This is a genomic window from Sorangium sp. So ce394, assembly GCF_051474665.1.
GTDB classification, from domain to species: Bacteria; Myxococcota_A; Polyangia; order Polyangiales; family Polyangiaceae; genus Sorangium; species Sorangium cellulosum_D.
Genome location: NZ_CP150339.1, coordinates 9,170,912 through 9,197,233, shown reverse-complemented (window position 1 = coordinate 9,197,233; position 26,322 = coordinate 9,170,912). Strand labels below are relative to the sequence as shown.

18 protein-coding genes are annotated in these 26,322 nt (G+C 74.1%); 2 read left to right on the top strand and 16 right to left on the bottom strand.

Annotated features, from left to right (window positions below; genetic code table 11):
- Positions 1-154: 154 nt before the first annotated feature.
- From WMF33_RS33785 to WMF33_RS33760, 6 genes are all read right to left on the bottom strand, one after another.
- On the bottom strand, positions 155-3,775 hold the full coding sequence (locus WMF33_RS33785) for a hybrid sensor histidine kinase/response regulator (protein WP_437332485.1): 3,621 nt from the start codon (positions 3,773-3,775) through the stop codon (positions 155-157).
- A 110-nt stretch (positions 3,776-3,885) separates the two neighbouring features.
- A complete protein-coding gene (locus WMF33_RS33780; RefSeq protein WP_437332484.1) occupies positions 3,886-4,941 on the bottom strand; it encodes a response regulator transcription factor in 1,056 nt (351 codons plus the stop codon).
- Positions 4,938-5,312: a response regulator gene (locus WMF33_RS33775; protein WP_020738673.1), complete on the bottom strand. Its 375-nt coding sequence runs from the start codon at positions 5,310-5,312 to the stop codon at positions 4,938-4,940. The genes WMF33_RS33780 and WMF33_RS33775 overlap by 4 nt, the downstream gene beginning before the upstream one ends.
- Positions 5,313-5,745: 433 nt before the next feature.
- Positions 5,746-6,462, bottom strand: a complete 717-nt coding sequence (locus WMF33_RS33770; RefSeq protein ID WP_437332483.1) for a hypothetical protein — start codon at positions 6,460-6,462, stop codon at positions 5,746-5,748.
- Between the two features lie 231 nt (positions 6,463-6,693).
- A complete protein-coding gene (locus WMF33_RS33765) occupies positions 6,694-7,158 on the bottom strand; it encodes a PaaI family thioesterase (protein ID WP_061621951.1) in 465 nt (154 codons plus the stop codon).
- The gene (locus WMF33_RS33760; RefSeq protein ID WP_061621952.1) at positions 7,155-10,082 is read right to left on the bottom strand and encodes a 2-oxoglutarate dehydrogenase E1 component; all 2,928 of its coding nucleotides are present in this window, start codon (positions 10,080-10,082) and stop codon (positions 7,155-7,157) included. Before WMF33_RS33760 ends, WMF33_RS33765 begins: the two co-directional genes overlap by 4 nt.
- A gap of 145 nt (positions 10,083-10,227) precedes the next feature.
- Here WMF33_RS33760 and WMF33_RS33755 point away from each other — a divergent pair, with 145 nt between their 5' ends.
- Complete coding sequence (locus WMF33_RS33755) at positions 10,228-11,865, top strand: glucose-6-phosphate isomerase (protein ID WP_437332482.1); 1,638 nt, start codon at positions 10,228-10,230, stop codon at positions 11,863-11,865.
- Positions 11,866-11,919: 54 nt separating this feature from the next.
- Here WMF33_RS33755 and WMF33_RS33750 read toward each other — a convergent pair whose 3' ends face one another.
- The 9 genes from WMF33_RS33750 to WMF33_RS33710 form a co-directional block, all read right to left on the bottom strand.
- On the bottom strand, positions 11,920-12,621 hold the full coding sequence (locus tag WMF33_RS33750) for a hypothetical protein (RefSeq protein ID WP_437332481.1): 702 nt from the start codon (positions 12,619-12,621) through the stop codon (positions 11,920-11,922).
- A 46-nt stretch (positions 12,622-12,667) separates the two neighbouring features.
- Entirely contained in the window at positions 12,668-13,408 is a 741-nt protein-coding gene (locus WMF33_RS33745; RefSeq protein WP_437332480.1) for a hypothetical protein, read from the bottom strand.
- Positions 13,409-13,526: 118 nt separating this feature from the next.
- A complete protein-coding gene (locus WMF33_RS33740) occupies positions 13,527-14,936 on the bottom strand; it encodes a S41 family peptidase (protein ID WP_437332479.1) in 1,410 nt (469 codons plus the stop codon).
- A 116-nt stretch (positions 14,937-15,052) separates the two neighbouring features.
- Positions 15,053-16,606 (bottom strand): hypothetical protein, encoded by a 1,554-nt coding sequence (locus WMF33_RS33735; protein ID WP_437332478.1) that lies wholly within the window; start codon positions 16,604-16,606, stop codon positions 15,053-15,055.
- A gap of 302 nt (positions 16,607-16,908) precedes the next feature.
- A complete protein-coding gene (locus WMF33_RS33730; RefSeq protein ID WP_437332477.1) occupies positions 16,909-18,588 on the bottom strand; it encodes a hypothetical protein in 1,680 nt (559 codons plus the stop codon).
- A 56-nt stretch (positions 18,589-18,644) separates the two neighbouring features.
- On the bottom strand, positions 18,645-19,379 hold the full coding sequence (locus tag WMF33_RS33725) for a hypothetical protein (protein WP_437332476.1): 735 nt from the start codon (positions 19,377-19,379) through the stop codon (positions 18,645-18,647).
- A gap of 151 nt (positions 19,380-19,530) precedes the next feature.
- A complete protein-coding gene (locus tag WMF33_RS33720) occupies positions 19,531-21,165 on the bottom strand; it encodes a hypothetical protein (protein ID WP_437332475.1) in 1,635 nt (544 codons plus the stop codon).
- Positions 21,166-21,308: 143 nt separating this feature from the next.
- On the bottom strand, positions 21,309-22,307 hold the full coding sequence (locus WMF33_RS33715; protein ID WP_437332474.1) for a tetratricopeptide repeat protein: 999 nt from the start codon (positions 22,305-22,307) through the stop codon (positions 21,309-21,311).
- 10 nt (positions 22,308-22,317) lie between these two features.
- Positions 22,318-23,943: a serine/threonine-protein kinase gene (locus WMF33_RS33710; protein ID WP_437332473.1), complete on the bottom strand. Its 1,626-nt coding sequence runs from the start codon at positions 23,941-23,943 to the stop codon at positions 22,318-22,320.
- Between the two features lie 414 nt (positions 23,944-24,357).
- Here WMF33_RS33710 and WMF33_RS33705 point away from each other — a divergent pair, with 414 nt between their 5' ends.
- On the top strand, positions 24,358-25,062 hold the full coding sequence (locus WMF33_RS33705) for an FmdE family protein (RefSeq protein WP_437332472.1): 705 nt from the start codon (positions 24,358-24,360) through the stop codon (positions 25,060-25,062).
- Positions 25,063-25,151: 89 nt separating this feature from the next.
- On the opposite strand, the gene WMF33_RS33700 is transcribed toward WMF33_RS33705, so the two are convergent.
- Positions 25,152-26,135, bottom strand: a complete 984-nt coding sequence (locus WMF33_RS33700) for an ATPase (RefSeq protein ID WP_437332471.1) — start codon at positions 26,133-26,135, stop codon at positions 25,152-25,154.
- Between the last annotated feature and the right edge of the window lie 187 nt (positions 26,136-26,322).

Genomic DNA, 26,322 nt, shown 5'->3' with positions numbered 1-26,322 from the left:
GAATCGGCGCGGCCCGAGCCGAGAGGGCGCGCCGGCGAGCTCACGCCAGGGGCGCGCCGGCGGGCGGCGCTCAATTTGCCCGGAGAGAGCTCGCATGAAGGCGGGAAGGCAGGAAGATCATTGATCTTTTCTTCCCGCCCTCCCGCCTTCATGTTCAATTGTGAGCACTGCCCTGCGCCGCGGCCTCGACGCAGACGCGGACCTCCTCCAGGAGCTCCTGCAGGCCGAGCTCGCCCTTCTGGAACACCCGCTCGGTGCCTAGCCGGAGCCGCGCGCGATCGTCGTCCGTGAGCTCCTTGGCCGTGAGCACGATGAGCGGCATCCGGCGCCAGTGCTCGTGGAGGCGCAGCCGCTCGATCAGCTCGAACCCGTCCATCTCGGGCATCATCAGATCGACGATGGCCGCGTCGGGCGCCTCCGCGTCGGTCGCCAGCAGATCGAGCGCGAGCCGGCCGTTCGCCGCCGACACCGCGTCGCAGCCCGACCTGCGCAGCATCCCCTCGAGCACCTCCCGGCTCGGCGCGTCGTCCTCGACCACGAGGACGCGCGGGCTGCGCCCGCTCCGGAGCGCGCACCGCGCGAGCGCGCGCTCCAGCGCCTCGCGCTCCACCGGCTTCGTGATGTAATCCGCGGCGCCGAGCGAATAGCCGATGCCCCGCTCCTCGACGATCGAGATGACGATCACCGGGATCGACGCGAGCGCCGGGGTCGACTTGAGCGCCGAGAGCACCCGCCAACCGTCCATCTCGGGCATCAGGAGATCGAGCGTGATCACGTCGGGAAACAGCGTGCCGGCGAGGCGCAGCCCCTCCCGCCCGCCCGGCGCGAGCGCCACGTGGTGGCCGAGCGCCTCGATGTGCCGCTTGAGCAGGTCGCGCACCGTGGCGTCGTCGTCCACCACGAGGACGAGCCGCTGGGCGTCCGCGCGGCCCGGCGCCCACGCCTCGGCGCCCGCGCGACCGTGGCCGTCCGCCGCGCCGTCCCGCGCCGCGGCGTCGTCGGGCGGCGCCGCGAGCGGCAGCCGCACGCGGAACGTGGAGCCCTTGCCGACCTCGCTCCTCACCTCGATCGCGCCGCCCATGAGCTCGACGAGCCGCTTCGTGATCATGAGGCCCAGCCCGGTGCCGCCGTACCTGCGCGAGGTCGACGCGTCGGCCTGGACGAACGGCTGGAACAGCCGCTTCAGCTGCTCCTCCGTCATCCCGATGCCCTCGTCCTCGACCTCGAGGTGCAGCGCCGGCCGGCCGGCCTCGCGCTCGACCGAGACCCGCACCCGCACGGCGCCGTCGGCGGTGAACTTCGCCGCGTTGCTGAGCAGGTTGTAGAGGATCTGCCGCGTCCTACGCGGGTCGGCGTGCAGGGTGATCGCGCCGTCGGGGCGGTGGATCGAGAGCGTGTTCCGGCGCTGCGCGACCAGCGGGCGCACCGTCGAGGTCACCTCGTCGAGCAGCACCTGGACGTCGAACGACTCGGGGTGGAGCTCCATCCTGCTCGCCTCGATCTTCGACAGGTCGAGGACGTCGTTGATGAGGCCGAGGAGGTGGGCGCCGGCCTGGTGGATCTTCTTCAGGTCCGCCACGAACGCCTGGTTGCCGATCTCGAGCGCGTCCTCCTGGAGCATCTCGCTGTAGCCCAGGATCGCGTTGAGCGGCGTGCGCAGCTCGTGGCTCATGTTGGCGACGAACTGGCTCTTCGCCAGGTTCGCGCGCTCGGCCGCCCGCGCCATGGCCTCGGCGTGCGTCTTGGCCTCCGAGAGCTGCCGGTTCACGACCTCGGACCGCTCCATCGCCTGGGACAGCGCCTGCTCGGTCTCCTTGTGCAGGGCGATCTCCTGCTGCAGCTGCTCGTTCTGCCGATCGAGCTCCTCCTCGACGAGCTCCCGGCTCTCCCACGAGAGGACGAGCCACCACGCGCCGACGCCGATGAGGACCACGACCGCGGCGTAGAGCTTGATGAACGCGGCGAGGACCTCGGGCCGCGCCTCGGCGGTCAGGGCGGCGGTCCAGTAGAAGAGCCCGAAGAGCGCCCCGACGACGCCCGCCATGGCGGCGAACACGAGCGCGAAGCGCAGGAGCCTCGACGAGAGCCGCGCCGACAGCCGCTCCGCCACGAAGGCGCGGAGCGCCGTCGCCCGGCGCGCGGACACCCCGGCCCGGGGCGTCTTGCAGACGTCGTGGCAGCGCGCGTCCAGCGTGCAGCAGAGCGAGCAGATCGCCCCCTCGTACACGGGGCAGTACGCCATGTCCTGCGGCTCGTAGCCGTGCTCGCAGACGCAGCACTGCGCGATCCCAGGGGCCTTGTCGCTCGGGAAGTGGGTGTTCTCGCGGGCGATGTAGTACTTGCCCCGGGTGAGCCAGGCGATCGCGGGGGACAGCGCGAACGCGAGGCCGAGCGCGATGAACGAGGAGTACGCCGCGGCGGCGGGGCCGAACAGCCCGGCGAAGCAGAGGATGGACGCCGCGGCGCCCGCGCCCATCGCGCCGACCCCCACCGGGTTCACGTCGTAGAGGTGCGCCCGCTTGAACTCGATATACCGCGGGCTCAGCCCGAGGGGCTTGTTGACGACGAGGTCGGCCACGATCGCGCCGATCCACGCGATCGCGACGCTGGAGTAGATCGCGAGCACCTTCTCGAGGGTCTGGAAGACCCCGAACATCATGAGGAGGAGCGCGATCGCGACGTTGAACACGAGCCACACGACGCGGCCGGGGTGGCGGTGCGTGAGCCGCGAGAAGAAGTTGGACCACGCGAGCGACCCGGCGTAGGCGTTGGTCACGTTGATCTTGAGCTGCGAGACGACGACGAACGCCATCGCCGCGAGGAGGACGACGCCGCGGTTCGAGAAGACGTGCTCGTAGCCGGCGAGGTACATCACCACCGGCCGGAGCGCCGCGTCCACGCTCGAGCCCTGCCGCACCGCGAGCGACGCCAGGAAGCCGCCGGCCAGCTGCTTGGCGCCGCCGAGCAGGATCCACCCGGGGCCCGCCAGGATCAGCGCGGTCCACCAGAGGCGGCGGTTCGATCGCGTCCTGTCCGGCATGAACCGCAGGTAATCCACCTGCTCGCCGATCTGCACGATGAGGGAGAAGCTCACGCTGGCCGCGAGGCCGAAGAGGACCGGGTCGAACCGGTCGCCGCCCTCCGACCTGCCGGCGAAGCTGGTCCAGCCGGACAGCGCCTCCGGGTCCTTGTGGAGCACGAAGACGAACGGCAGCGCCATGAGCACGAGCCACAGCGGCTGGGTCCAGAGCTGGAACTTGTTGATCAGGGTCACGCCGAAGAGCACGAGCGGGATGATCACCGCCGAGCACAGGAGGTACCCGGGCACGAGCGGCAGCCCGAAGTAGAGCTCGAGGGCCTGCGCCATGATGGCGGCCTCGAGGGCGAAGAAGATGAACGTGAACGACGCGTAGATGACCGACGTGATCGTCGAGCCGATGTAGCCGAACCCCGCGCCCCGCGTGAGGAGGTCCATGTCGAGGTTGTACGTCGCCGAGTAGTACGAGATCGGCAGTCCCGTGAGGAAGATGATGGCGCTGGAGACGAGGATCGCCCAGAGCGAGTTCGTGAAGCCGTAACTGACGATCAGCGAGGCGCCGATGGCCTCGAGCGCGAGGAACGAGATCCCGCCGAGCGCCGTGTTGGCGAGGAGCGCCGGGGACCATTTCCGGAACGACCTCGGCGCGTAGCGGAGGGAGTAGTCCTCCATGGTCTCGTTGGCGACCCAGCTGTTGTACGCGCGCCTCTCCCTGACGATGGTGTGGATGACCTGCATGGCTCGCCGCTCCGCGCCTGTCCGCACACGCCCCGGACAGGCGCCCTCGTGTTCACGGTACTTCGCCTGTGAAGCGCCCCGCGCGCGCCCCGGCCGGCGCGGCCCCTCGCTCAGCCCCCGCCCTGCTCGCCCGCGCCGCCCCGCGCGCGCCCGGCCGGTGCGCGCTGCGCCTCCTCGGCGCGCGCCTGGTGCTCCCGGAGCAGGGTGACATAGGCCTCCTCGCATTGCCTGAGCCGCTTGAGCTCGAGGCAGGCGCGGATGCGCGCCTGGAGCAGGACCATGTTGAACGGCTTTGTCACGTAGTCCTCGGCGCCGCACTCGATGCCGCGCGCCACGTCGCCGAGCTTGTCGGACGCGGAGAGCAGGACCACCGGGGCGAGGCCGAGGCGCCCCTCGTCCCGCAGCTTCTCCAGGACGTCGAGGCCGCTCAGGTCCGGCATGACGAGATCGAGCAGGATCAGGTCGTAGTCGTTCTCGCGGATGAGCTGCAGCGCCGTGCGCCCGCCGGGCGCCTGGTCCACCTCGTACCCCCGCCGCTCGAGGCACGCGCTCAGCATGTCGCGGTTCACGGAGTTGTCGTCGACGACGAGCAGGCGCCCGCCGAGGCTCCCCGCCCTGGCCGGGGAGGTGGGCGCGAGGAGGGGAGCCTCGTCCTGGACCGGCGGCAGCCCGAGCCACGGGGCCTTCGGGAGGCCGCTCTGCGAGTAGCCCGCGATGAGGTTGCGCAGCATCACCCCCGCCGCCTGGATCCTGCAGAGGATGGGAATCAGCGCGAACCGCTCCTCGCGCTCGAACCGCGAGAGCAGCTCGGCGCAGAGCGGCTCGATCTTGCTCGTGTGCGGCTCGGTGGCGTCGTTGAGCTCGCGCAGGCTGCGGAGCAGCGCCTGCGAGTCGCGGCCGCCGAGCGCCTCCTCGGAGATGCGCTCGTTCACCTGGGCGAGCACGGAGGCCCCGATGCCGCGGAGCCCGTTGAGCGCGTCGAAGGTGCTCGTCGGCGCGTCGAGCGGCAGGCACTCGAGGAGGTGGTCGCCGTAGCCGACGATCGCGGTGAGCGAGGTGCGGAGCTCGTGGCGGAGGTGCGCGATGAGCGATCTCCAGAGCTCCTGCCTGCCGGGCCTGTCGCTCGCGGCGCCGCGGCCGGCGAGGGGATCGGCCGGGCGCTTCACGGCGACTCCCGGGCGAGCAGCGTCTGGATCTTGGCGTCGAGGCGCTCGATCTCGACGGGCTTGATGTCGTAGTCGTCGCCGCCCGCCTCGATGGCCTGCTCTCGATCGCTGCTCATCGCATGGGCGGTGAGGACGATGATGGGGATGTCCCTGGTGCGCGTGTCCCCCTTGAGGCGGCGCGTCGCCTCGAGGCCGTCGATGTTGGGCAGGCCGACGTCCATGAGGATCAGCTGCGGCCGCGCGGCCCGCGCCAGCTCCACCCCCGACTCGCCGTCCACGGCGGTCACCACGGCGTATCCACGGCGGAGCAGGCGTCGCGATAACATGTCACGGTTCATCTCGTTGTCTTCGACGAGGAGAATGGTGGTCATGAGGTCCCCCCCTTGAAAGCAAGATCCCCGCAGCGCCCCGCCCGACGAAGCGCGGCCGCCGCTCGCGCAGGCGCGCGGCCGAGGCGGCGCCCCGCGCCGCCCCCGAGCGCCGCGCCGGCAGGAAGCCAGTCCGCCTAGAAGAGCCCCTGCGCGGTCGTGTCCCCCGTCCGCGCCGCCTTCGTCGATTCGATGTTTCGTACGTTACGGTATCGGTTATTGGGGATCCATAGAAATCGGTGTTCGCCCTCGCCAGAGGCGTGCTGCTCGGAGAGCGAATGTCCGCGCCCCGAGCCTCTCCTGGAAGGGGAGCAGCGTTGTGTCCAGCACGTGTCGAGCGATGATGGAGAGCGCGGCGAGGCCACGAGATGGCCTGTCGCAGAGGGAGGAGTGGATTCGGGACGTACGCTGCCGGAGCGCGCCGCGCCTCGGTCGCTCAGCGCCGCGCGATCTCGACGATCTGCCGCACGCGCTGGCCGCCGAGGTCGAAGCGCCCCTCGAGCCCCGCGAACACGAAGCTGTTCACGCGGCTGCCCCGGACCTCGTGCGCGGCGCTCGCGCCGCCGGCGCGCTCCAGGAAGAAGACGTTGAGCCCGCCGCCGATCGACGGGCCGAGCGCCACGCTGTCCGACATGCGGACATCGATCGTCGCGGTGAGGCGCGCGAGCTCGACGCCGTGGGTGAGCGTGTCGCGCTCCTGGCCGGGCGCCGCCGTCCAGAGGGCGCGGTAGCCGCTGCCGAGCGCGATCACCGGGTCGATGCGCTGGAACGGCGCGAGGTGGAACCTCGCCTCGGCGCCCGCGGTCAGGCCGCGGACGTCGGTGTCGCGCCGGTCCGGGCCCATGGCCATGTACTGCTCGTAGCTCGACGTCAGGCCGAGGCCGAGCTTCGGCGTCGCGCGGTAGCCGAGCTTCACGGCGACGCCGGCGCCGGGGCCCGACACGTCGCGGATGCGCCGCTCGCTCCCGATGTCGCCGAACCCCTGCGTGTACCCGGCGCCGACCCCGAGCTCGAGCGCGTTGCCCGGCGCCCTGAGGGGCGAGCTCAGGTAGCTCGGCGGGACCTCGCCCTCGTAGTCCTGCGCCGAGGCGACGCGCGCGCACAGCGCGACGAGCGCGGCCGCGGCGACCGCGAACCCCGTGTTTGCCTTCATTGCGGATCCTCCTCGTTCGCGGCGCCGCGAGGCGGCGGAGCCGATCCGCGCGCCACGATCCGCGCTGCGCGGCCCGCGCCGCGCGATCTGCCCGGGGACGCCGCTCGCGGGGGCGCGGAGCATCGCGTGTGCCACGGAGGCGGCGAGCACCGCCTTCTCGGTCGCGGACGGGCGGGGGGCGGCGCGCGAGGCCGCCGGCCGCTCACGGCGCGGCGCCGCGAGGCCGCCGGCCTACCAGCGGTGGAAGGCCGGGTGCCCTTCCTTGACGGCCACGAACGTCCCGCGGCACGTCGCCGTGACCCGGCCCCCCGCCTCCAGGGTCGCCTCGACCACCACGCGGTCGCCCTCGGCCTCCGCGACCTGCGCCCGCAGGCGCACCGGGCCGAGCGGCGTCGGCTTCTTCAGCTTCACGTGGAAGTCCGCCGTCACCGTGCACGGCGGCGCGTCGGCCCCCCGCGCCTGCATGAGGTGGTGGGCCGCCGTCCAGTTCGAGTGGCAGTCGAGCAGCGCCCCGAGGATGCCACCGTTGACCATCCCGGGGAACGCCTCGTGGTGCGGCTCCGGCGTGAAGTCGCAGACCACCGCGTCGCCCTCGACGCGGCTCTTCAGCCGGAGCCCCTTGTCGTTCGCGGGCCCGCACCCGAAGCACCGGCTCTGCGGCGCGTACCGGTCCTGCAGGCTCGCGGCTCCGCTCAACGGCTGCCCCCCACGAACGCCTCGTCCATCAGCATCTTCTGCTCGAGGAGGTGGCTCGCCCGCGACCCGGTCGCCGGGCTCGCGCTCGGCGCGCGGCTCACGCACGAGAGCGGCAGCCGGTCGCCGAGCTTGTTCCGGAGCACCGCGAGGACGTAGTACCAGGACCCGTAGTTGCGCGGCTCCTCCTGCACCCACACGAGCGGCGTGCCGTCCTTGTAGGGCGCGAGCGCGTTCACGATCTCGTCGTTCAGCGGGAAGAGCTGCTCCAGCCGCAGGATCGCCACGTCCTTGAGCCCGCGCGTCTCCCGCGCCAGCGCGAGGTCGTAGTACACCTTGCCCGAGCAGAGCAGGATCCGCTTCACGTCGGCCGGATCGACCCCGCTCGTGTCGGGCAGCACGCGCTGGAACTGGCCCTCGGCGAGGTCCTGGATCGTCGACACGGGCCGGTGCGGGCCCTTCGACGTCGCCGGGACGCGCAGCAAGCTCTTCGGCGTGGCGATGATGAGCGGCTTGCGCCACGGGCGGTGCACCTGCCGCCGCAGCACGTGGAACAGCTGCGCCGGCGTCGTCAGGTTGCACACCTGGATGTTGTCCTCGGCGCTGTTCTGCAGGCAGCGCTCGATGCGCGCGCTCGAGTGCTCCGGCCCCTGGCCCTCGTAGCCGTGCGGCAGGAAGAGCACGATGCCGCTCAGGCGGTGCCACTTGTCCTCGCTCGACGTGATGAACTGGTCGACGATGACCTGCGCGCCGTTGAGGAAGTCGCCGAACTGCGCCTCCCAGATGACGAGCCCGTCCGGGTAGTCGAGGCTGTAGCCGAAGTCGAAGCCGAGCACGCCCGCCTCGCTGAGCGGGCTGTTGTACGCCTCGAACCGCGCCGGCGCCTTGGCCACGCTCGACAGCGGCGCGAAGCGCGTGCTCGTCTCCACGTCGCGCAGCACCGCGTGCCGGTGGCTGAAGGTGCCGCGCTGCACGTCCTGCCCGGAGAGCCGCACCGGCGTCCCCTCGGCGAGCAGCGACGCGTAGGCGAGCATCTCGCCCGTGCCCCAGTCGAACGGCTCGCCGGCGACGAGCTTCTCGTGCCGCTGCTTGAGCGTCGGCAGCACCTTCGGGTGCGCCTTGAAGCCCTCGGGCAGCTCGAGGAGCTTCTCGGACAGGGCGATGAGCCGCTCGGCCGGCACGCTCGTCGGCACGTCCGGCGTCGCGTGATCGGCGCCGCCGCGGTAGTGCGTCCACACGCCGCCCATCGAGTAGAGCACCGGCGCGAAGCCCTTCTGCTTCACCTCGTCGAGCGCGGCGGCGAGCGCCTCGCGGCGCCGCAGCACGATCTCCTCGGCCTTCTCCGCGGTGACCTGGCCGAGCTCCATGAGGCGCCGGACGTAGACCTGCCGCACGGTCGGCTTCTTGTCGATCGCGGCGTACATCCGCGGCTGCGTGTAGCGCGGCTCGTCGCCCTCGTTGTGGCCGTACTTGCGGTAGCAGTACATGTCGATGACCACGTCCGAGCCGAAGCGCGAGCGGTAGTCGATCGCGAGCTGCGCGACGTGGGCGACCGCCTCCGGGTCCTCGCCGTTCACGTGGAACACCGGGACCTTGAGCATCCGGGTGATGTCGGACGCGTAGCGGGTCGAGCGGCCCTCCATCGGGTCGGTCGTGAAGCCGACCTGGTTGTTCACGATGACGTGGACGGTGCCGCCGGTCGTGTAGCCCTTCAGGTTCATCATGTTGAGCGTCTCGGCGACGACGCCCTGCCCGATGAACGCCGCGTCGCCGTGGATGAGCAGCGGCATCACGCGGCGGCGCGCGTCCTCCGCGCCGTCGGCGAGCCGCCGGTCCTGCTTCGCGCGGACGCGGCCCTGCACGACGGGGTTCACGAACTCGAGGTGGCTCGGGTTGAACGTGAGCGTGAGGTGGACGTTGCGCCCGTTCTCGAGCGTGCGGTCGGTCGAGTAGCCGAGGTGGTACTTGACGTCGCCGCTGCCGAGGTGGCGCTCCGCGTCCTTGTCCTCGAAGGCCGCGAAGATCTCGCGCAGGCTCTTGTCCATGATGTTCGCGAGGACGTTGAGCCGGCCGCGGTGCGCCATGCCGACCACGATCTCGTCGACCTCGTGCGACCCGGCGCGCTCGATGATGAGGTCGAGCAGCGGGATGAGGCTCTCGGCGCCCTCCAGCGAGAAGCGCTTCGTCCCCGCCTCGTAGGACTTGTGGATGAACTGCTCGAAGATCTCGGCGTCGGAGAGCTTCGTCAGGATCCGCAGCTGCTTGTTTCGGTCGAGCGTCAGGCGGTTGCGCGTCGACTCCATCTGCTGCTGGAGCCACTGGCGCGCCTCGGGCTCCTCGATGAACGTGAACTCGACGCCGATCGAGCGGCAGTACGTCTCCTCGAGCCGGCGGATGATCTCGCGCAGGGTGAGGACGGGCGGCACGCCGGCGAGGTCGGTCGTCGGGAAGGCGAGGTCGAGGTCCTCGACGCGCAGCCCGAAGTTCGTGAGGTCGAGCTCGGGCGGCGTCGCGGGCGGCAGGCCGAGCGGGTCGACGTGCGCGAAGAGGTGGCCGCGCACGCGGTAGGCGTTCACGAGGGCGTAGACGCGCGCCTTGAGCGCCGCCTCCGCGAGCACCTTCAGATCGCGCGACGTCTCGAGCGAGGTCGGGTGCTCGCTCAGCGTCTGCGCGAACGCGGCCTCCAGCGTCTTCGCGGCCTCTCCGTTCGTCTTGCCGTGCCCGTTCCCCGGCGCCGCCGAGGGCCGCTGCGCCTGCGGCTGGACGGACGGCAGCGCGGCCGGAGCGGGCAGCCTGATCGGCGCGGCGCCGCCGTTCTTGCCCTCGAAGAACGAGCGCCAGCCGGGGTCTACCGACTCCGGGTTCTCGAGGTACTGCGCATAGAGCTCCTCGACGAGCCCTGCATTGATTCCGAAATCAAGCTGCATCGTGGTTCGGCGTGCAAATAACGCGTGTCGGGGCGGCACGCTAGAGTCGTTTTCCGATGGCTCCGGTGCATAGGGCGGAACATCGTCCGGGCAAGGGGTCCGAGCGCCTGGAGAAACGGTAGGGAGAAGCGGTAGAAGGGGGGCCATGGATCAAGACCGCGCAACCCCGGGTCGAGGACCGGCGCCCGCCGTCCTCCCCATCGACCGTTTCCGGGACCACCTCTTCCACGACGGGAGCCTCGGCCTCTGGCTGGACGTGAGCCGGATCCGCTTCGAGAAAGACTTTTTCGCCACGATGGATCCGCGCATCCAGGCGGCGCTCGCCGAGATGGCGGCGCTCGAGGGCGGGAGCATCGCCAACCCCGACGAGGACCGCCGGGTCGGCCATTACTGGCTGCGCGCGCCGGAGCTCGCGCCCGAGGCCGCGCTGCGCGCCGCGATCGAGGCGACGAACGCGCGGATCCTGAGCTTCGCCGCGGACGTGCACGCGGCGCGGGTGCGGCCGGAGCGGGCGGCCCGCTTCCGCAAGGTGCTGGTCGTCGGGATCGGCGGCTCGGCGCTCGGGCCGCAGTTCGTCGCGTCGGCGCTGGGGACGCCGGCCGACCGGATGCAGCCGTATTTCTTCGACAATACGGATCCGGACGGGATCGATCGCACGCTGGACGCCATCGGGGACGACCTCGGCGCGACGCTCGCGGTGATCATCTCGAAATCGGGCGGGACGAAGGAGACCCGCAACGGGATGCTCGAGCTCGAGGCGGCGTACCGGCGGCTCGGCCTGTCGCTCGGGGCGCACGCGGTCGCGGTGACGGGGGAGGGGAGCGAGCTCGACAAGTACGCGACGAAGCACGGCTTCCTGGCCCGGTTCCCGATGTGGGACTGGGTCGGCGGGCGGACGAGCGAGCTCTCGGCGGTCGGCCTCTTGCCGGCGGCGCTGCAGGGGCTGTCGATCCTGGAGATGCTTCAGGGGGCGCGCGAGATGGACGAGGTCACGCGCTCGAAGGAGGCGCTCCGGAACCCGGCGGCGCTGCTCGCGCTCGCCTGGTATTCGGCGACGGGCGGCGTGGGCCGGAAGGACATGGTGCTGCTCCCGTACAAGGACCGGCTCGAGCTCTTCTCCCGCTATCTCCAGCAGCTCGTGATGGAGTCGCTCGGCAAGCGGCTCGATCGCCAGGGCAAGGAGGTGTGCCAGGGGATCGCCGTCTACGGCAACAAGGGCTCGACCGATCAGCACGCGTACGTGCAGCAGCTCCGCGACGGGCTCGACAACTTCTTCGTCACGTTCATCGAGGTGCTGCGCGATCGCGCGCCGTCGCGCGGCGCGATCGAGGTCGACCCCGGCGTCACGACGGGCGACTACCTCTCCGGCTTCCTGCAGGGGACGCGCAAGGCGCTCAGCGAGAGCGGGCGCGAGTCGATCACGATCACGATCGAGACGGTCGACGCGCGCGCCGTCGGCATGCTGATCGCGCTCTACGAGCGCGCGGTCGGGCTGTACGCGTCGCTCGTCGGCATCAACGCGTACCACCAGCCCGGCGTCGAGGCCGGCAAGAAGGCCGCGCAGGAGGTGCTGGATCTGCAGGCCAAGGTGCTCGCGGCGCTGGCCGCGGGCGCGGGGCGCGCGCTGAAGCTCGAAGAGATCGCGGGCGCGGCGGGCACCGGCGACGTCGAGACGGTCTTCTGGATCCTGCGCCACCTCGCGGCGAACCCGGAGCGCGGCGTGGTCCGGGAGCTGCCGCAGGGCGGCTCGCCGTTCGACGCGACGTACCGGCTGGCGCGGTGAGCGGAGGGCGCAGGGGGGCGCCGGGAGCCGGGATGGGCTCCCGGCGCGCGCCGCTCAGAAGCGGACGCGCAGGGTCCCGCCGGTCGGGCCGACGAGGAGCTCGGGGGCGTGGAGCGACGTCTTGCGCGGGATGTCGTGGCGCACCCAGACCTTCTGGTTGGAGGCGAGGCCCGCGACGAGCAGCGCGAAGCCCGTCACCTGCGTGAGACCGTTGAGGAGCACGAGGGAGCCGGCGACCCGGCCGCCGTCGTCGGAGAAGTCGACGTCCTCGCCCGTGGCGAGCGTGATGAACGGGCCGCCCACGGGCACGAACAGCGGCGCGTAGCTGCCGGCCTCGCTCTCTCCCTCGCTGAGGATGCTCCCGGCCGTGAGCGCGGCGAGCGCCCACGCGGTGCCGAGGACGATGGACCCCGCGACAAGCAGCCGGCGGCTCTTTTGCGTCTCGAGGCGGTAGCCCTGCGGCGCGGGCTCGCCTTCCTTGAAGGGCAGCGTCCGCGGCATGCCGAGGATGAAGCTCGACGTATACGACGCGTAGTCCGCCGGATGCGGGTAGCCGGGCGGCGGGTAGCCCGGCGGCGGCGCGTAGCCGGGCGGCGGCGCGTAGCCGGGCGGCGGCGCGTAGCCGGGCGGCGGCGCGTAGCCGGGCGGCGGCGCGCCCTGCGCTGACGGCGCGTCGCTCTCCGCTGCGGCCGGGGTCGCGAGCGCGAGCGCGTTCAGCAGCGCGGCCATCGAGAGGACAGTGCGGATCGCGCTCACGTGCGTCTCCCTTCGGGGCGAGAGCCGCTGGCGCAGGCTCGCCGGATCAGAATCGCCATCGGAGCTCCGCGGACGACGCGCCGATCGAGATCGCAGGCCACGGGGACGCAGCGTGCTCGGGATCGCGCGGGCTCACCTTGAACTGCCGCTCCAGGTAGACCTCCTCGTTCGCCAAGCCGGCGACATACAGGAGCAGCCCGCTCACCTGGGCGACGGCGTCCACCGTGAGCCAGAAGACGCCCGCGCCCTCGGCGTCCATGGTCACCGTGCTGATCATCGGGCCGACGAACGGGATGAACAGCGGCCCGAACTCGTCGAAATCCTCCTCCGCGAGGATCGCGACGCCCGCGACCGTGACCGAGAGCGCGTACGGGATGCCGAACGTCAGGAGCCCCGCGCCGGCGAGCGCGCGATCCGATCGGGTCTTGAGCGCGTAGCCGCGCGGGATCGGGTCGCCCTCCTCGTACTGGATGGTCCGCGGGTTTGCCCACGGCGGGAGCGGCGGCGGCGGCAGCAGGTAATAGCCCGGCGGGACGGGCATCAGCGCGCCGTCCGGAGGCGCGGGAGGAGCGCTCGCGGGCGCGGGAGGAGCGCTCGCGGGCGCGGGAGGAGCGCTCGCGGGCGCGGCGGGAGCGCCCGGCGCGGCCGTCGTGCCGCCGAGCGCGGGCCTCTGCGGCGCGCCAGGCACCTGCGCGGCCGCGGGCGCGGCGAGCCCGAGCAGCGCGGCGAGCACCGCGGCGGCCTGCGCGCCGCGGGCGCGGGGCGCAGCGAGGCGGCGACGCGGCACGATACTCCCTTCCGTTGGCCCGATCGGCATGCTGGCTCCCGTCGCGCTCGCGGCGACTCCGAGGAACTGCGGGTGGCTTCGGTGCAGCGAGGCCAGCATACGCGGACCGTTCGCGAACTCAACGAGGCGCGCACGATGTCCGCGCGCCGCGGCGAGGAGCGCCGGACGGCGCCCCGCGCAGCGCGAGCGCGGCCGCGCGTTCGACGAGATCGACGCCGTCGAGCCGGACGTCGGGCTCGAACCCGCGCAGCTCGACGAAGTCGCCGAGCGGGTCGCGGTACGCGCGGGTGCCGAACGAGAGCGTGACGCCCGAGCGCGGGAGCCGGAAGAGCGCGAGCTCGCCGACGCTCATGCCGCCGCGGGTGTTCTGCCCGACCACGAGGACGCCCGGGATCTGCCGCACCAGCGCGAGCAGCATCTCGCACGCCGACGCGCAGCCGCGGTCGACGAGGAAGACGGCGCGCCCCCCGAGCGGCCCCGCCGCCCGCCCGCGGACCAGCGCGCCGCGGGTCGTGAGGTCGACGCGCGGCGCCGCGCCGCTGCGGTCGGCGGCGCGACCCCGCAGCGCCCCAGCGAGGCGCTCGAGCGCGGCGAGGTGCTCGACGAAGCGCGGCCGCGCCTCGAGCGGGACGTCGCCGCGGGCGAGCCGGCGGCGGGCGCTGTTGGCGCGCCCCTCGGCCGCGGCGACGGAGAGGACCTCGCGCTCGTCGAGCGCGCAGAGCGGCGCGTCGGTGAGCGCGAGCGCGAAGCGCTCGGCGAAGAGGTAGTTGCCGCCGGCGTTGCCGCGCAGGTCCACGACGAAGGCGGGCGCTCGCCGCAGCTCGGCGGCGAGCGCGGGGAGCGCCGCGAGCGCCGGGGCGGCGGCGGTGCTGAAGGTGCGGATGGCGAGCACCGGGACGCCGTCGCGGCTCCGCGTGCGCTCGACGGGCGGGCCGGGGCGGCGCGGCGCATCGAGCCGCCCCGGCGGGGTCTCGGTCCGCGCGTCGGCGCCGCGGCCGGCGCACGTCGCCGGGGCGGCGGGCGCGGGCGCATGGGCGGCGGGCGCGGGGGCGACGGTGAGCCGGAGCGGCGCGCGGCCGCCGTGGCCGAACGCGAGGTGGCCGTCCGGCGCCGCGAACACGTCGCGCAGGAGCCGCGCGAGCTCGCCGGGGCGCCACGCGGCGCGGCCGCGGAGCGCGGCCGCGGCCCGAGCGAGCGCGAGCGGCGAGGGCGCGGGCGAGCGCCCGTCGAGGCCCGCGTAGGCGTGCTCGAAGGCGTAGCGCGCGTCGTCGAGATCGAGGATCGCCTCGGCCGAGCACACGATCCGCGGCTCGCCGTCGAGGTCGCCGTCCGCGATGCGCAGGCTCCGGAGCGGCGCCGGCGCCTGCGAGGGGGCGACCGCCGGCGCCGGGGCGCACGCGAGCGCGGCGCAGGAGAGCGCGGCGCACGCGAGCGCCGCGAAGGAGCGCGCGGCGCACGCGAGCGCCGCGAAGGAGCGCGCCGCGGTCGCGGCGCGGCGAGGCCGGCGGAGCGAGCTCTCGGGGGGCACGGCGCGCGAGGGTGCGACGGCGCGCGCCGCCGGCGCAACCGCGGCCGCTCGGGCTCGTGAAGGAGATCACGGCATCGCAGCGAGATCCAGGGCCCGGCGCGACGGCGCGGCGCCCGTCACCGCGCGCCGGCGAGCCGCGCGACGAACCCGCGCGGCTCCGCGTCGGCCTGGCTGCCGAGCGGCTCGTCGAGCCCGAGGCCGAGGAGCCCGGCCACGTTCCCCCCGACGTAGAGGGGACCGCCGGGCGCCCCGCCCGCCGCGACGGCGCGCACGTCGGCGGAGCCGGCCCCGTCGAGCGTCGACGCCGAGATCACGCCGCCCGCGCCGTCGAGCTGGATCAGAAACCCTGCCCGAGTCCCCGGCGAGGCCGCGAGCACCCCGGCGTCCCCGAGGTCGATCTCGCCGGCGAACAGCCCCGCGACGTAGATCGCGCCGGCGGCGTCGACCGTCACGGCGGCCGCCGCCTGGATGGCCGCCGCGTCGCCGAACCCGCGGCTCCACATCACCCCGCCCTCCGAGACGCGCGCGACGAAGACGTTGTCCGTGCCGCCCGCCTCGGGCATCCCCGGGCAGGTGTCCTCGAAATCGATCGCGCCGGTGTAGCTGCCGGCGATCACCACGTCGCCGTCCGGCAGCTGCGCGGCGCCGTGCGGCGCGATGCGCTGATCGCCCGCGAGGCGCAGCGTCGTGACCCGCTGCGGCGCGCCGTCGCTCGACGCGTAGCGCGCCACGAAGATCCCGCGGCCGTCGAGGGCGCGGGGCGTCGCCTCGCCGAACGCGACGGCGCCGCGCGCCGTGTCGTACTCGCCCACGACCGCCACCGACCCCGGCCCGGCCGTGGCGCCGGCGACGAGCGCCCTCACGGTCACGCCCGACCGTGCCCCGAGGGTGCGGCTCCACTTGCACGCGCCCCGCGCCGGATCGAAGGCGGCGATCAGCACGGACTCCTCGGCGATCGTGCGCTTGAGGTCGCACGGGCCGGAGCTCTTGGCCTTGTCCACCGAGTCGACGGCGAAGACGACCGCGTCCGACGTCGCCGCGAGGCCGCGCGCGGCGGTGCCGCCATCGGAGTCGAGGCTCCACGCCCAGGCGCACCGGCCCGCCGCGTCGAGCGCTGCCACGAAGCTGGACCGGGCGGCCGCCGCTCCCCCGCGCGGGCCGACGCGGCACCGCGCATCGGCGAGGTCGACGCTCTGCGTCGACTCCCCGGCGACGAACGTGGCGCCCGTCCCGACGGCCAGGTGCGTGCCCCAGACGCCGGGCGCCGACAGGCTCACCTCGCCCTGGCGCACCCCGGCGGAGCTCCACCGCGCCACGGTGAACGCGTCTGCCTCGTTGACGACCGCCGTCACCGCGTCGTCCTGTGCCGCGATGTCCGCCACGTCCACGCCGATCGTGTCGCCCCAGAGCCCCGACGGCGCCGCGACGGCTCCCTCCCTCGCGCCGTTGCAGGCGAGCTCCCCCCCTCCGCTGCCGGCGCCGCCGCTCCCGCCCGCGCCCGCGCCGACCGCCGAGGAGCCGCCCGCCGACGAGGAGGACGCGGCGTCATCGATCTCTGCTGGATCGGCCTCGCCGACCTCGAGGCCGATGAGGGCGTTGCAGCCGCTGGCGCCGGAGGCGAACAGCGCAGCACCGAGCCCAGCTCGGAGCTTCGTGAGAGAGCGCTTCATTGCGTCGACCTCTATTGCACGGCGCAGTCGCGGCCGCCATGACAGGAGGCGAGCGGAGCCTCCATCGCCGATCCCCTCGAAACCCAGCGTGCCTGAGCCGGGAACCGCAGAGAGCGCGCGGCCCCGGACCGCGCTTCTCCGCGGCTAACGACGTCTCCTGGAAACACGCTGGTTGCGTGGCGACAAACAGATCCGCCCTTGAAGTCGACGGCAGGGATCCCCTTACGCCTCGTCGCCGCTCACGCCGTACGCGGCGCGAGCGCGGCGCCGCCGTCTCCTGCTGTGTTCGGCGTGATCGCAGCTCAGCGCATGCCGGAGAGCCTCGCGATGAACCCGTGAGACTCCGGATCGCTGTCGCTGCCGAGCGGCTCGTCGAGCCCGGGGAGCTCGAGGGTGCCGGTCACGGCGCCCGCGACGTAGACGGGATCGCCGGAGCCGCCGTTCGCGGCGACGACGCGCAGGGCGACGGTGCCGTCTCCCTCGAGCTGGGCCGCCGAGACGAGGTTGCCTCGGGCGTCCAGCCTCAGCAGGAATCCCGCCCGCTTCCGGGAGGTGGTGAGCGCCCCGGCGCCCCCCAGCGGGAGCGCGCCCGAGAACTCGCCCGTGACGTAGATCGAGCCCGCCTCGTCCACCGCCACGCCGGCCGCGATCTGGCTCTCCGTCGCGTCGCCGAACCCGCGGCTCCACACGACGCCGTCGTCGGAGACGCGCGCGACGAAGAGGTTCTCGGTCTCCCCCGCGTCGGGCAGCGGCGGGCAGCGCTCTTCGAAGCGGACGCGCCCGCGGTACGTCCCGGCGATCACGACGTCGCCGCCCGGGAGCAGCGCGGCCCCGTGCTGCGCCACCTGCTGATCTCCCTCGACGTTCAGCGTCTTCACGTCCTGCAGGGCGCCGTCGGTGGTCACGTAGCGCGCGATGAAGACATCGCGGCGCTCCGAGGCGAAGGGGAGCTCCCCGCCGAACGAGACCTCTCCGCTGAGCGAGTCGTAGTCGCCCACGACGGTCACGAACCTCGACCCTGACCTCGAGTTGGCGGCGATCGCCTTGACCGTCACGGCCGCGCGCGGCCCGAGGCGGTGCTGCCACCGGCACGCGCCGTCCTGCGGGTGGAGCGCGGCGAGCAGCGCCGACTCCTGCGGGATCTCCCGGAGCGCGCACGGCCCGAAGCTCCTGCCGGCGTCCGTCACGTCGACGGCGGCGACGATCGCCTCGGAGGTCGCCGCGAGGCCGCGCGCGGTGGTGCCGTGCTCGGCGTCGACGCTCCACACCCACCCGCATTTGCCCTCTGGGCCGAGCGCTGCCACGAAGCTCGTCGTGAAGGTGGTGTCGAGCAGGCCGGGGCCGATGCGGCAGGCGCTGAGCGACCCCGTGGGCAGGTTGGCGGCCCCCTCGGACTCGCCGGCGACATAGGTGAAGTCTTTGCCGGCGGCCAGGTGCAAGCCCCAGATGTCATTCACCGAGAGCCCGTACCGGCCGTCGCGCGCCCCGGCGGCGCTCCACTTCGCGACGGTGAATTGATAGCGCGAATCCTCGAGGACATCCGTGACGACGGCCGTCAGCGCGTTGCCAGAGGCGGTGAGGTCGCCCACGTCGAAGCCGAGCGTCGCGCCCCACGCGGCCGACGGCTGGAGGATGGAGCCCGGGGCCTCGCTGCACATCGGGACCCCGCCGCCGCTGCCCCCGCCGCCGTCTCCTCCCGCGCCCGAGCCCCCGCCGCCCTCGCCCACGCCGCCCGCTCCGGAGCCGCCCGCGCCCAGGCCGCCCGCGCCCATGCCGCCCTCGCCCGAGCCGCCCGTGCCCGAGCCGCCCGTGCTCGAGCTGGCCGCGGAGGAGGTCGCGCCCGGGGCCGCGCCGGCGCCGGACTGCGACCGGTCGAGCTCGCCGACCTCGAGCCCGATGATCGCGTTGCAGCCGCCCGCCACGACGGCGAACAGGCCGGCGCAGGACACGGCGGATCGGATCGTGCGAGGTTCGCGTTTCATCGGATCGGCTCTCCGCGGGGCGGCATCCTCGAGGCTGCCATCGCCCCATCGCGGGCTCAATGGCAGGCTCTGACGTAATTGGGAAAGAGGATGTCGGACTGGCACGTGAGGCCGCACGACCCGAACGGGCCGCGCTGCCCGCACGGGATGTCCGTCAGAAACACGTTGGATGCCACCGCGCACGTCAGGAGGCCGCTGCAGTTGACCGCGCGGAACTCCCTCTCCTCGGCGCCGCTGCAGTCGTAATCGAAGCCGCCTCCCGGGCTGATCGGCGTGTCGTAGAACGTGCTGGGCTGGCCGGGGTGGACCAGGGGGTTGTCGTCGTTGCAATCGTTGCCGCCCTCGCACGCCTTCGAGCGATAGCCGTCGTCGTCCGCGTCGCAGTCGACGGTGCCGCCGCCGGAGCCGGAGGTGGCCGAGGTGGAGCTCGCGCTGGAGGTCGCCGCGCCCCCACCGACGCCGGAGGTGGCCGAGGTGGAGCTCGCGCCGGAGGTCGCCGCGCCCCCGCCGGCGCCGTCGCCGCCCGCGCCTCCGCCTCCACCGGAGGCCGCCGCGCCGCCGCCGTCCCCACCGGCGCCGGAGCTCGCCGCGCCGCCGCCCGAGCCGGCCACGTCCGCGGACGAGGCGGCGGTGCTCGCGGACGATGCGGTGGTGCCCGCGTAGTCCCCGCCAGCGCCTGCGTCGCCGGGGCCCCCGGTGAAGGTGACGTCGGGGTAGCACCCCGCGACCGCGCCCAGCGCGGCGGCCGCGGCGGGCAGAGCCAGGCGGAAACATCGGCGAAGCGAGCGCATCCTCGAATGGAAGCCCCCGTTCCCACCGGCGTCAACCTGCGGCGGCCGGATCACGCGCCGCGCCGCGCCGCTTCCGTGGCAGGCTCAGCGGCGCCGTGTGGAAATGTCGTGGGCTGTTCTGCTGGCGCGCGCTCGATGCCGAGCGCGGCGGTCACGGCATGCCCTGCAGCCGAACGATGAACCCCTCTCCCGGCGCCCGGATGGAACGGCCGAAGTCCATGAGAGGGAACGTGTCCGTCAGCTCGCCGCCGATGTGGAGCGGATCGCCGGGCCTCTCGCCCGGCGCGACCGACCAGATAGCCACGGTGCCCTCCCCCGCGATCGCGGTGCCCCAGAGGACGTTGCCGCTCGGGTTGAGCGCGATCAGATAGCTGGACAGCTCCTCCGTCCCGGCCGCGATCGTCTCGCCGCTCTCCAGCGGGATCTCGCCCTCGAGCGTCCCCGCCACGTAGATCGTGCCGCTCTCGTCCGCTTCCAGGTGGACGACCATCTGATCTTTCACCGCGTCGCCGAATCCACGGCTCCAGATCACTCTGTCTCTCGAGACGCGCGCGACGAAGGTGTTCTCCGAGCTCCCCGCGTCCGGCAGGAGCGGGCAGTCATCCTGGAACTTGAAGGACGGCCCGGAGTACGTTCCGGAGATCACGAGATCGCCGCCCGGGAGCAGCGCGGCCCCGTGTCGCGCCGCCGACTGGCTCCCAGGGGCCCTGAGCGGGAGGAGGTCCGTCAGCTCGCCGTCCTCCATCCGGACGCGCGCCACGAACAGATCGCGATCCGGCGTGCGGGGGAGCTCCATCGTCTGGATCTTGATCGCCGCGTCCGGCGCGTCGTATTCGCCGAAGACGAGCACCTCCCCGGTCTCCGGGACCGCGACGAGCTCTTCGATGCGCACGGTCGCGGCGGTCTCGAACGTGCGATGCCAGACGCACGCGCCGTCGGGGTCGAGCCCCACGAGCGCCGTGGAGCCGCGCTCGTCGCCGGCCCCGAGGGCGCACTCGCGGGAGCTCGCCGTCGCCTGTCCCGAGAGCGAGACCGCGAACACGACCCGCTTGGGCGTCGCCGCGAGGGCGAGCGGGGAGGTGTTGAACTCGGCGTCGACGCTCCAGATCCACTTGCATTTGCCCAGCGGGTCGAGCGCGGCCAGGAAGCTCGGCCTGTGCCCGTTCTCGTCGGGCACACCGATCAAGCACTCGCCGTCCGGCGTGAGCGAGGTGAACGGCGCCTCCGACCAGCCGGTCACGTAGGCGGCGTCCGGCATGACGGCCAGGTGCTCGGGCCAGATGTTGCCGAGCAGCTCGCCGGTCTTCATCCCGTACGCGGTGTCGCGGGTCCCGGACGGGCTCCACCGCGCGACCGAGAACCCGACCTTGCCGGGCGTGCTGACGAGCCCCCGCGCCTCCCGGATGACCGCCGTCACCGCGCCGTCCCGCGCCGCGACGCCGGCGACCGACAGGCCCGACAGCTCTCCCCACGCGCCCGACACGCCGCGGACCGCCCCCTCGCGGGTCGGGCTGCATTCCGCCGCCTCCCCGCCTGCGCCGCCGGCGCCGTCCCCGCCGGCGCCGTCCCCGCCGGCGCCGTCCCCGCCGGCGCCGTCCCCGCCGGCGCCGTCCCCGCCGGCGCCGCCGCTGCCGCCCGTGCCGACCGCGGACGCGTCCGCCGACGTCGCGCCCGCGCTGCCGGACGACGGATCCAGCTCGCCGACCTCGAGCCCGATGATCGCGTTGCAGCCCGCTCCGGCCGCGGCCGCGAGCAGCGCGGCGCGGAGCATGGGTCGAGTGTTCATGAGATCGCGCGTCATCTCTCCGTCTCCCGTGGCGCGGCGCCTCCGGCGGCCGGCGAAAGATCACCCTCGCCACCGCCGGCTGCATGCCGGGCGTGGCTCCAGGGATCGAGAGATTACCAGCGCACCGCCGGCCGCGGCTGCCGTCAGAAGATCACCGTCGCCACGGCGCCTCCCGGCACCACGCCGACCGTCGCCCTCGGGGCCGACGGCGCCTGCGCCGACGACGGCGCCGTGAAGATGAGCACCGCCCCGGCGCCCAGCGCGGCCGCCCCGACCAGGAACGCGACCGTCGAGATCGTCCCTGCGGTCGCGCCCTGCTGCTGCAGCTGGATCCCTCGCTCCGAGCAGACGTTGGCCTCGTTGCAATAGGGCTCGGCGTCGCCCTTCTTCCCGAGGGCGCGCAGGCCGAACGCGGCGCCGACGCCGAGCCCGACCACGCCGGCGCCGGCGCTGATCCAGCCGGCCGTCCGCTGCATCGAGCTCCCCGCCGCCCGCGGGCCGTCCTTCGGCGGGAGCGCGGGCCCGGCGCTCCCGCCGCCGGCCGCGGGCTCCTCCGGCGCCACGAGCAGCTCGGCCTGCGCGCCCTCGGCGAGCTGCACCGTGAACGTCTTCTGCTTCCGGCCCGGCGCCGTCGCCGTCACCTGGACCTCGCCCGGATCCACCGGCAGCGGCGCGCCCAGCGAGCCGGCGCCGACCGGGATCCCCGAGCGCTGCACGGCCGTCTCCGGCGGCGCGCCGGGCGCGAGCCGGATGGTGAGCCTCGGCACGCGGCCCTCGAGCGCCGCGGCGCGCGCCTGCGCGATGGGGCGCCGGTCGTCGTTCGCCGGCAGATCGCGCGCGAGCTGCCGGAAGATCGACCAGGCGGTCGCGATCTTGCCGCGCTTCTCCTCGCAGTCGGCGAGGTTGAGCAGCGCGCCGGGCGCCGGATCGAGCTCGTAGCTCTCCCGGAACTTCGGGCACGCCGCGTCGTAGTCCTTCGCCTGGAGCGCGGCCCTGCCGGCGTCGAACAGCGCCTCCGCCGCAGCGGGATCGCGCACCTGCGCCGAGGCGCCGGGGCAGGCGAGGAGCGCGGCCCCTCCCAGGGCGAGCGCCTCGGCCGGGAATCGTTTCCGCGAGCGTTTACGCGAGCTCAATCTACCCATCCGTGCGACCTCAGCGTCTCCGGTTGAACGGGTCCTCCGCCGGCGTGGGCGCTGGGGCCGGCGCGGGCGGCGTCTTCGCCGGCGCGGTCGCGGGCGGTCGCGCCTTCCCCGCGGCGGGCCGCGCGGCGGCCGGCGTGGGCGCGGGCGGCGTCCCGGTCGCGGACGCGCTCGGCGCGGACGCCGGCGGCGTGGGCTCCGGCGACTCCGGCGGCGGCGCGGGCACGGGCGCGGACGGCGCGATCGCCGGGACCGCGTCGCCGGACGCCGCGGGCTCCGGGCCGGCCCCGGGCGCGCCCGCGCCGCCGTGCGGCTCCTGCGCCGCCCCGGCGCTCGCCCCGGGGCGCGGCTCTGCTTCCACCGCGGAGCCGTTCGACGCGTGCTCCGCGTCCGCGGCGCCCCCGCGCTGCCACCACACGAGCCCGACCAGGGCGCCCACGGCCAGCGCGCCGGCGCCGGCCAGGAGCGCGCCCAGGGCCGCCGCGCGCGGCGCCGGGCGCTCCGTGCCGGCCGAGCGCTCCACGACCGGCGAGACCGTGCCCGCGCCCCCGCCGGCCGAGCCGGCGCTGACCGCGCCGCCGCTGCCCGTGCTGGGCGAGCTCGCCGCGGCGAACTCCGTGCCGCGCGGCCCGCTCCCCGGGGCGCGCGCGTGCGCCGCCTGGCGCCCTGGATCCGAGGACATGTAGGCGCGCCCCGGATCCGGGTGCGCGGACATGCGCGACGGATCCGGGTGCGAGCCGGGCGCGGGGTCGAGCGCCGCGCCGCCCCGCGCCTGGCGCAGGGCGCGCTGCATCGCGCGGGCGTTCGGCCAGCGCCGGTCGGGATCGAACGCGAGGGCCGCGTCCATGACGGCGGCGATCGGCGGGGGGAGGGTCGGCAGGACGCTGCCCACGGGCGGCGCCGGCTGGGTCATGGCCGCGAGCAGGAGCAGCGGGAGCGTCTCGGCCTCGTGCACGTACCGCCCCGAGAGGAGCTGGAACATCGTGCTCGCGACGGCCCAGAGGTCGGTGCGCGGGTCGACCCTGTCCCATTGCCCGCGCGCCTGCTCGGGCGGCATGAACTGCGGCGTCCCCATCAGGCTGCCGGCGCGCGTGGTCGCGTTGGCCGGGGACGAGAGCTCGCGCAGCCGAGCGATGCCGAAGTCGAGCACCTTGAGCTGCCCCTGGCGCGTGAGGAACAGGTTGTCGGGCTTGAGGTCGCGGTGGACGATCCCGCGCTCGTGCGCGACGGCGAGCACGTCGAGCAGGTCGTCGGCGATGCCGAGCACCTCGTTCACGCCGAGCACGCCGCTCGGCTCGCGGGCGCGGCGGGCCTCGACGGTCTCGCCCTCGAGCAGCTCCATGACCAGGAACACCGAGCCGTCCTCGGTGACGTCGTCGTCGAGCACGCGGACGATGCCCGGGTGGTCCACGCGGTTCGCGACGTAGCCCTCGCGCAGGAAGCGCGAGCGCGCTTCCTGGTCCTCGGACAGCTCGCGGCGGAGGATCTTCACCGCGCCGCGCATCCCGTTGCGGTGCGTGCCGGCGTAGACCATGGCCATGCCGCCGAAGCCGAGGAGGCGCTCCAGGCGCCATTTGCCGCGCAGGACCTGGCCTACGAGCGCCTCCGGCCGGAAGCCCTCAGGGTCGACTCGGGTCATCGGCGGAGACCACCTCTTGTCCTGGCCACGGGGGGCGTCGCCCCGCCGGCGAGGTCGGCGGCGCCGGCGCGGCCAGCGGAGCCGGCGCGGCCAGCGGAGCCGGCGCGGCCAGCGGAGCCGGCGAGGCCAGCGGAGCCGGCGCGGCCAGCGGAGCCGGCGAGGCCAGCGGCGCCGGCGAGGCCAGCGCGGCTCGAGCGGCAGGGGTGGCTGACGGGCGCGCGACGCATGACGGCCGCATGTTACCCCGGTCTCGGGCGGCGGGGCGCGAAACCGTCCGGGGTAGGCGCGCGCTCGCCGGGAGTGGGCGGATCGCGCGGCGCGGGGGAGCGGCGCGCGTGCGGCGCGGGGGCCGACACCCTTGACGTCGCGCGCGAACGGGGACACTTCGCCTGCTTCCCGGAGGATCGAGCGAGCATGCGCAAGACGGTGAGCCACGCGGCGTTGATCCTCCTCGCCGCCGTTTCCTCGATTCGGTGCGGCGGCGCGGGCGCCCATTCCCCGACGGCCACTGCGCACGAGCCAGCTGTCCATGCGCAGGCGCCTGCCGGCCCTGAGGGCGGTCCCGGGCACGCGGCCCATCACCGCGATCGCGGTCCCGGGCACGCGGCCCATCACGGCGGCCACCTGCCCGCGCAGCACGACCACGGCCACCGGCCGGCGGCGGGCTCGGCCCCGGGGGCGCCGGAGGACGAGCTCCGCGCGGTCGCCGCGATCCACGGCGGCGCGGGGCCGTGGGCGGTCGCCGGCTACCGCATGGGGCGGCATGCCCTCGCGAAGCTCGGGTTGCCGGCGCGGAGCTTCGACCTCGAGGTGATCCACCACAGCCCGAGGAACGTGCAGTTCTCCTGCATCGCGGACGGCGCCGCCGCGGCGACGGGGGCCAGCCTCGGCAAGCTCAACCTCAGCCTGATCGAGGCGACCGAGGCCGGCGTGGAGACCACGTACCGGCGCAGGTCGACCGGGCAGGCCGTGACGCTCCGTCCCTCGGCGGCCTTCCGCGCGCGCTTCCGCGATGTGCCGAGAGAGGGGCTGGAGGCGGCCGGCAAAGAGGTCCTGTCGTTGCCGGACGCCGAGGTGTTCGAGGAGGTGCCGGCGCCTCCCGCCGGCGCGCCCCGCTGACGAGGCGGCCCTGGGGGGTGGGGGCGCTCGGGGGAGCCAAGGACGAGCCGACCACCCCCTCTGGGCGCGCTCACCGCGGCCTGAGGCGATTACCGCTCGTCCTCGCCCTCGCCCGACTCGACGTCTTCCGTTGCGCGTCCCTCCGCCGCGCCGCCGTCCGCTGCGCCCTCGTCCGACGCGTCGCCTTCCGGCGCGCCGTCCTCCGCGAAGGCCTCGTCTTCCTCTTTATCTCCGGTGGACGCGGCGCCGCGGGAGACGGGGAAGGGCGCATAATCCTTCATCTTGTCGGTGCCGGCGTACCAGTACTCCGCGGCGGCGCGCAGCCTCCGCTCGGCGTGCACGACGAGCGTGTAGGCGGCGTCGCGGAGCTTGCGCGAGCGCTGCGCCTCGGGAGAGAGCGTCTTGTCGGCGAGCATGCGCGCGAGCAGCGGCGAGAGCTCGCGGAGGCGGGCCTCCGCGTCGGCCTCGCCGCGAGGCGCCTTGTGGAGGGCCTCCGCGTGCTCGGAGCAGAGCAAGAGGAGGTCGGAGACGTCCTGGACCAGGTCCGCGTCGCCGCTGCCCGCGCGGATCGCCATGAGCCGCTTTTGACCCTCGGGGCTCTTCTTGAAGCGGAGATCGAAGAAGCGGAGGAGCGTTTGCCGGTGCAGGGCGGCCTCGGGGGCCGGCTTCGCGAACGTCGCTGCGGCCTGCTCCTGGCGCTGCTGCGCGGCTTGCCAGCGCGATTGCGTGGCGCGCAGGAGCTCGATCTTGTCGCGCAGCGCGCGGATCTCTTCGCGCGTGAGCGGGGGCTCGTCCTCGGGGAAGGGGGTGCGGACGAGATCCGCCGCGTCGCGCTCGGCGGCGAGCTGGATGCGGCTCGCCCAGACGACGCGTCGGGCGAGCTTGCCTGGAAACACCACGGTGTTGTCGCCGAGCGACTCGGCCTCTCGGAGGAGCTCGGCCTCGCGGGCGGCGCTCAGCGTGTACGCTGCTGCTCTCGTCGAGGAGCGAGGCGCGCGCTGTGTCTCGCGCGGAGCGGGCTTCTTCGAGGCCTTGTCGGTCGTGGGCGACGTGGTGGTGGATGCCTTTGCCATGGGAAAAATACGCCTCCTTGTCGGGGCAGCGCCCCTCGGAATGAGGGGCTAGAAGATCGGCGAGGGTATCGGCGTACAACGCATCGGCCAGAGGAGAGCACGAGTCGGTCGCGTCGCGAGAGAGGGGGCGTGTCGCGGCATCGGAAGGATACGGCGTGGCTGGCGCCGCGGGCAGCGGACACGGAGC

Excerpts from the sequence above, each read along its gene's own strand:
- WMF33_RS33705 (WP_437332472.1), top strand. The coding sequence starts at position 24,358 with ATGCGCAAGACGGTGAGCCACGCGGCGTTGATCCTCCTCGCCGCCGTT.
- WMF33_RS33755 (WP_437332482.1), top strand. The coding sequence starts at position 10,228 with ATGGATCAAGACCGCGCAACCCCGGGTCGAGGACCGGCGCCCGCCGTC.
- WMF33_RS33720 (WP_437332475.1), bottom strand. The coding sequence starts at position 21,165 with ATGAACACTCGACCCATGCTCCGCGCCGCGCTGCTCGCGGCCGCGGCC.
- WMF33_RS33700 (WP_437332471.1), bottom strand. The coding sequence starts at position 26,135 with ATGGCAAAGGCATCCACCACCACGTCGCCCACGACCGACAAGGCCTCG.
- WMF33_RS33710 (WP_437332473.1), bottom strand. The coding sequence starts at position 23,943 with ATGACCCGAGTCGACCCTGAGGGCTTCCGGCCGGAGGCGCTCGTAGGC.
- WMF33_RS33730 (WP_437332477.1), bottom strand. The coding sequence starts at position 18,588 with ATGAAACGCGAACCTCGCACGATCCGATCCGCCGTGTCCTGCGCCGGC.
- WMF33_RS33770 (WP_437332483.1), bottom strand. The coding sequence starts at position 6,462 with ATGAAGGCAAACACGGGGTTCGCGGTCGCCGCGGCCGCGCTCGTCGCG.
- WMF33_RS33715 (WP_437332474.1), bottom strand. The coding sequence starts at position 22,307 with ATGGGTAGATTGAGCTCGCGTAAACGCTCGCGGAAACGATTCCCGGCC.
- WMF33_RS33785 (WP_437332485.1), bottom strand. The coding sequence starts at position 3,775 with ATGCAGGTCATCCACACCATCGTCAGGGAGAGGCGCGCGTACAACAGC.
- WMF33_RS33775 (WP_020738673.1), bottom strand. The coding sequence starts at position 5,312 with ATGACCACCATTCTCCTCGTCGAAGACAACGAGATGAACCGTGACATG.
- WMF33_RS33760 (WP_061621952.1), bottom strand. The coding sequence starts at position 10,082 with ATGCAGCTTGATTTCGGAATCAATGCAGGGCTCGTCGAGGAGCTCTAT.
- WMF33_RS33735 (WP_437332478.1), bottom strand. The coding sequence starts at position 16,606 with ATGAAGCGCTCTCTCACGAAGCTCCGAGCTGGGCTCGGTGCTGCGCTG.
- WMF33_RS33725 (WP_437332476.1), bottom strand. The coding sequence starts at position 19,379 with ATGCGCTCGCTTCGCCGATGTTTCCGCCTGGCTCTGCCCGCCGCGGCC.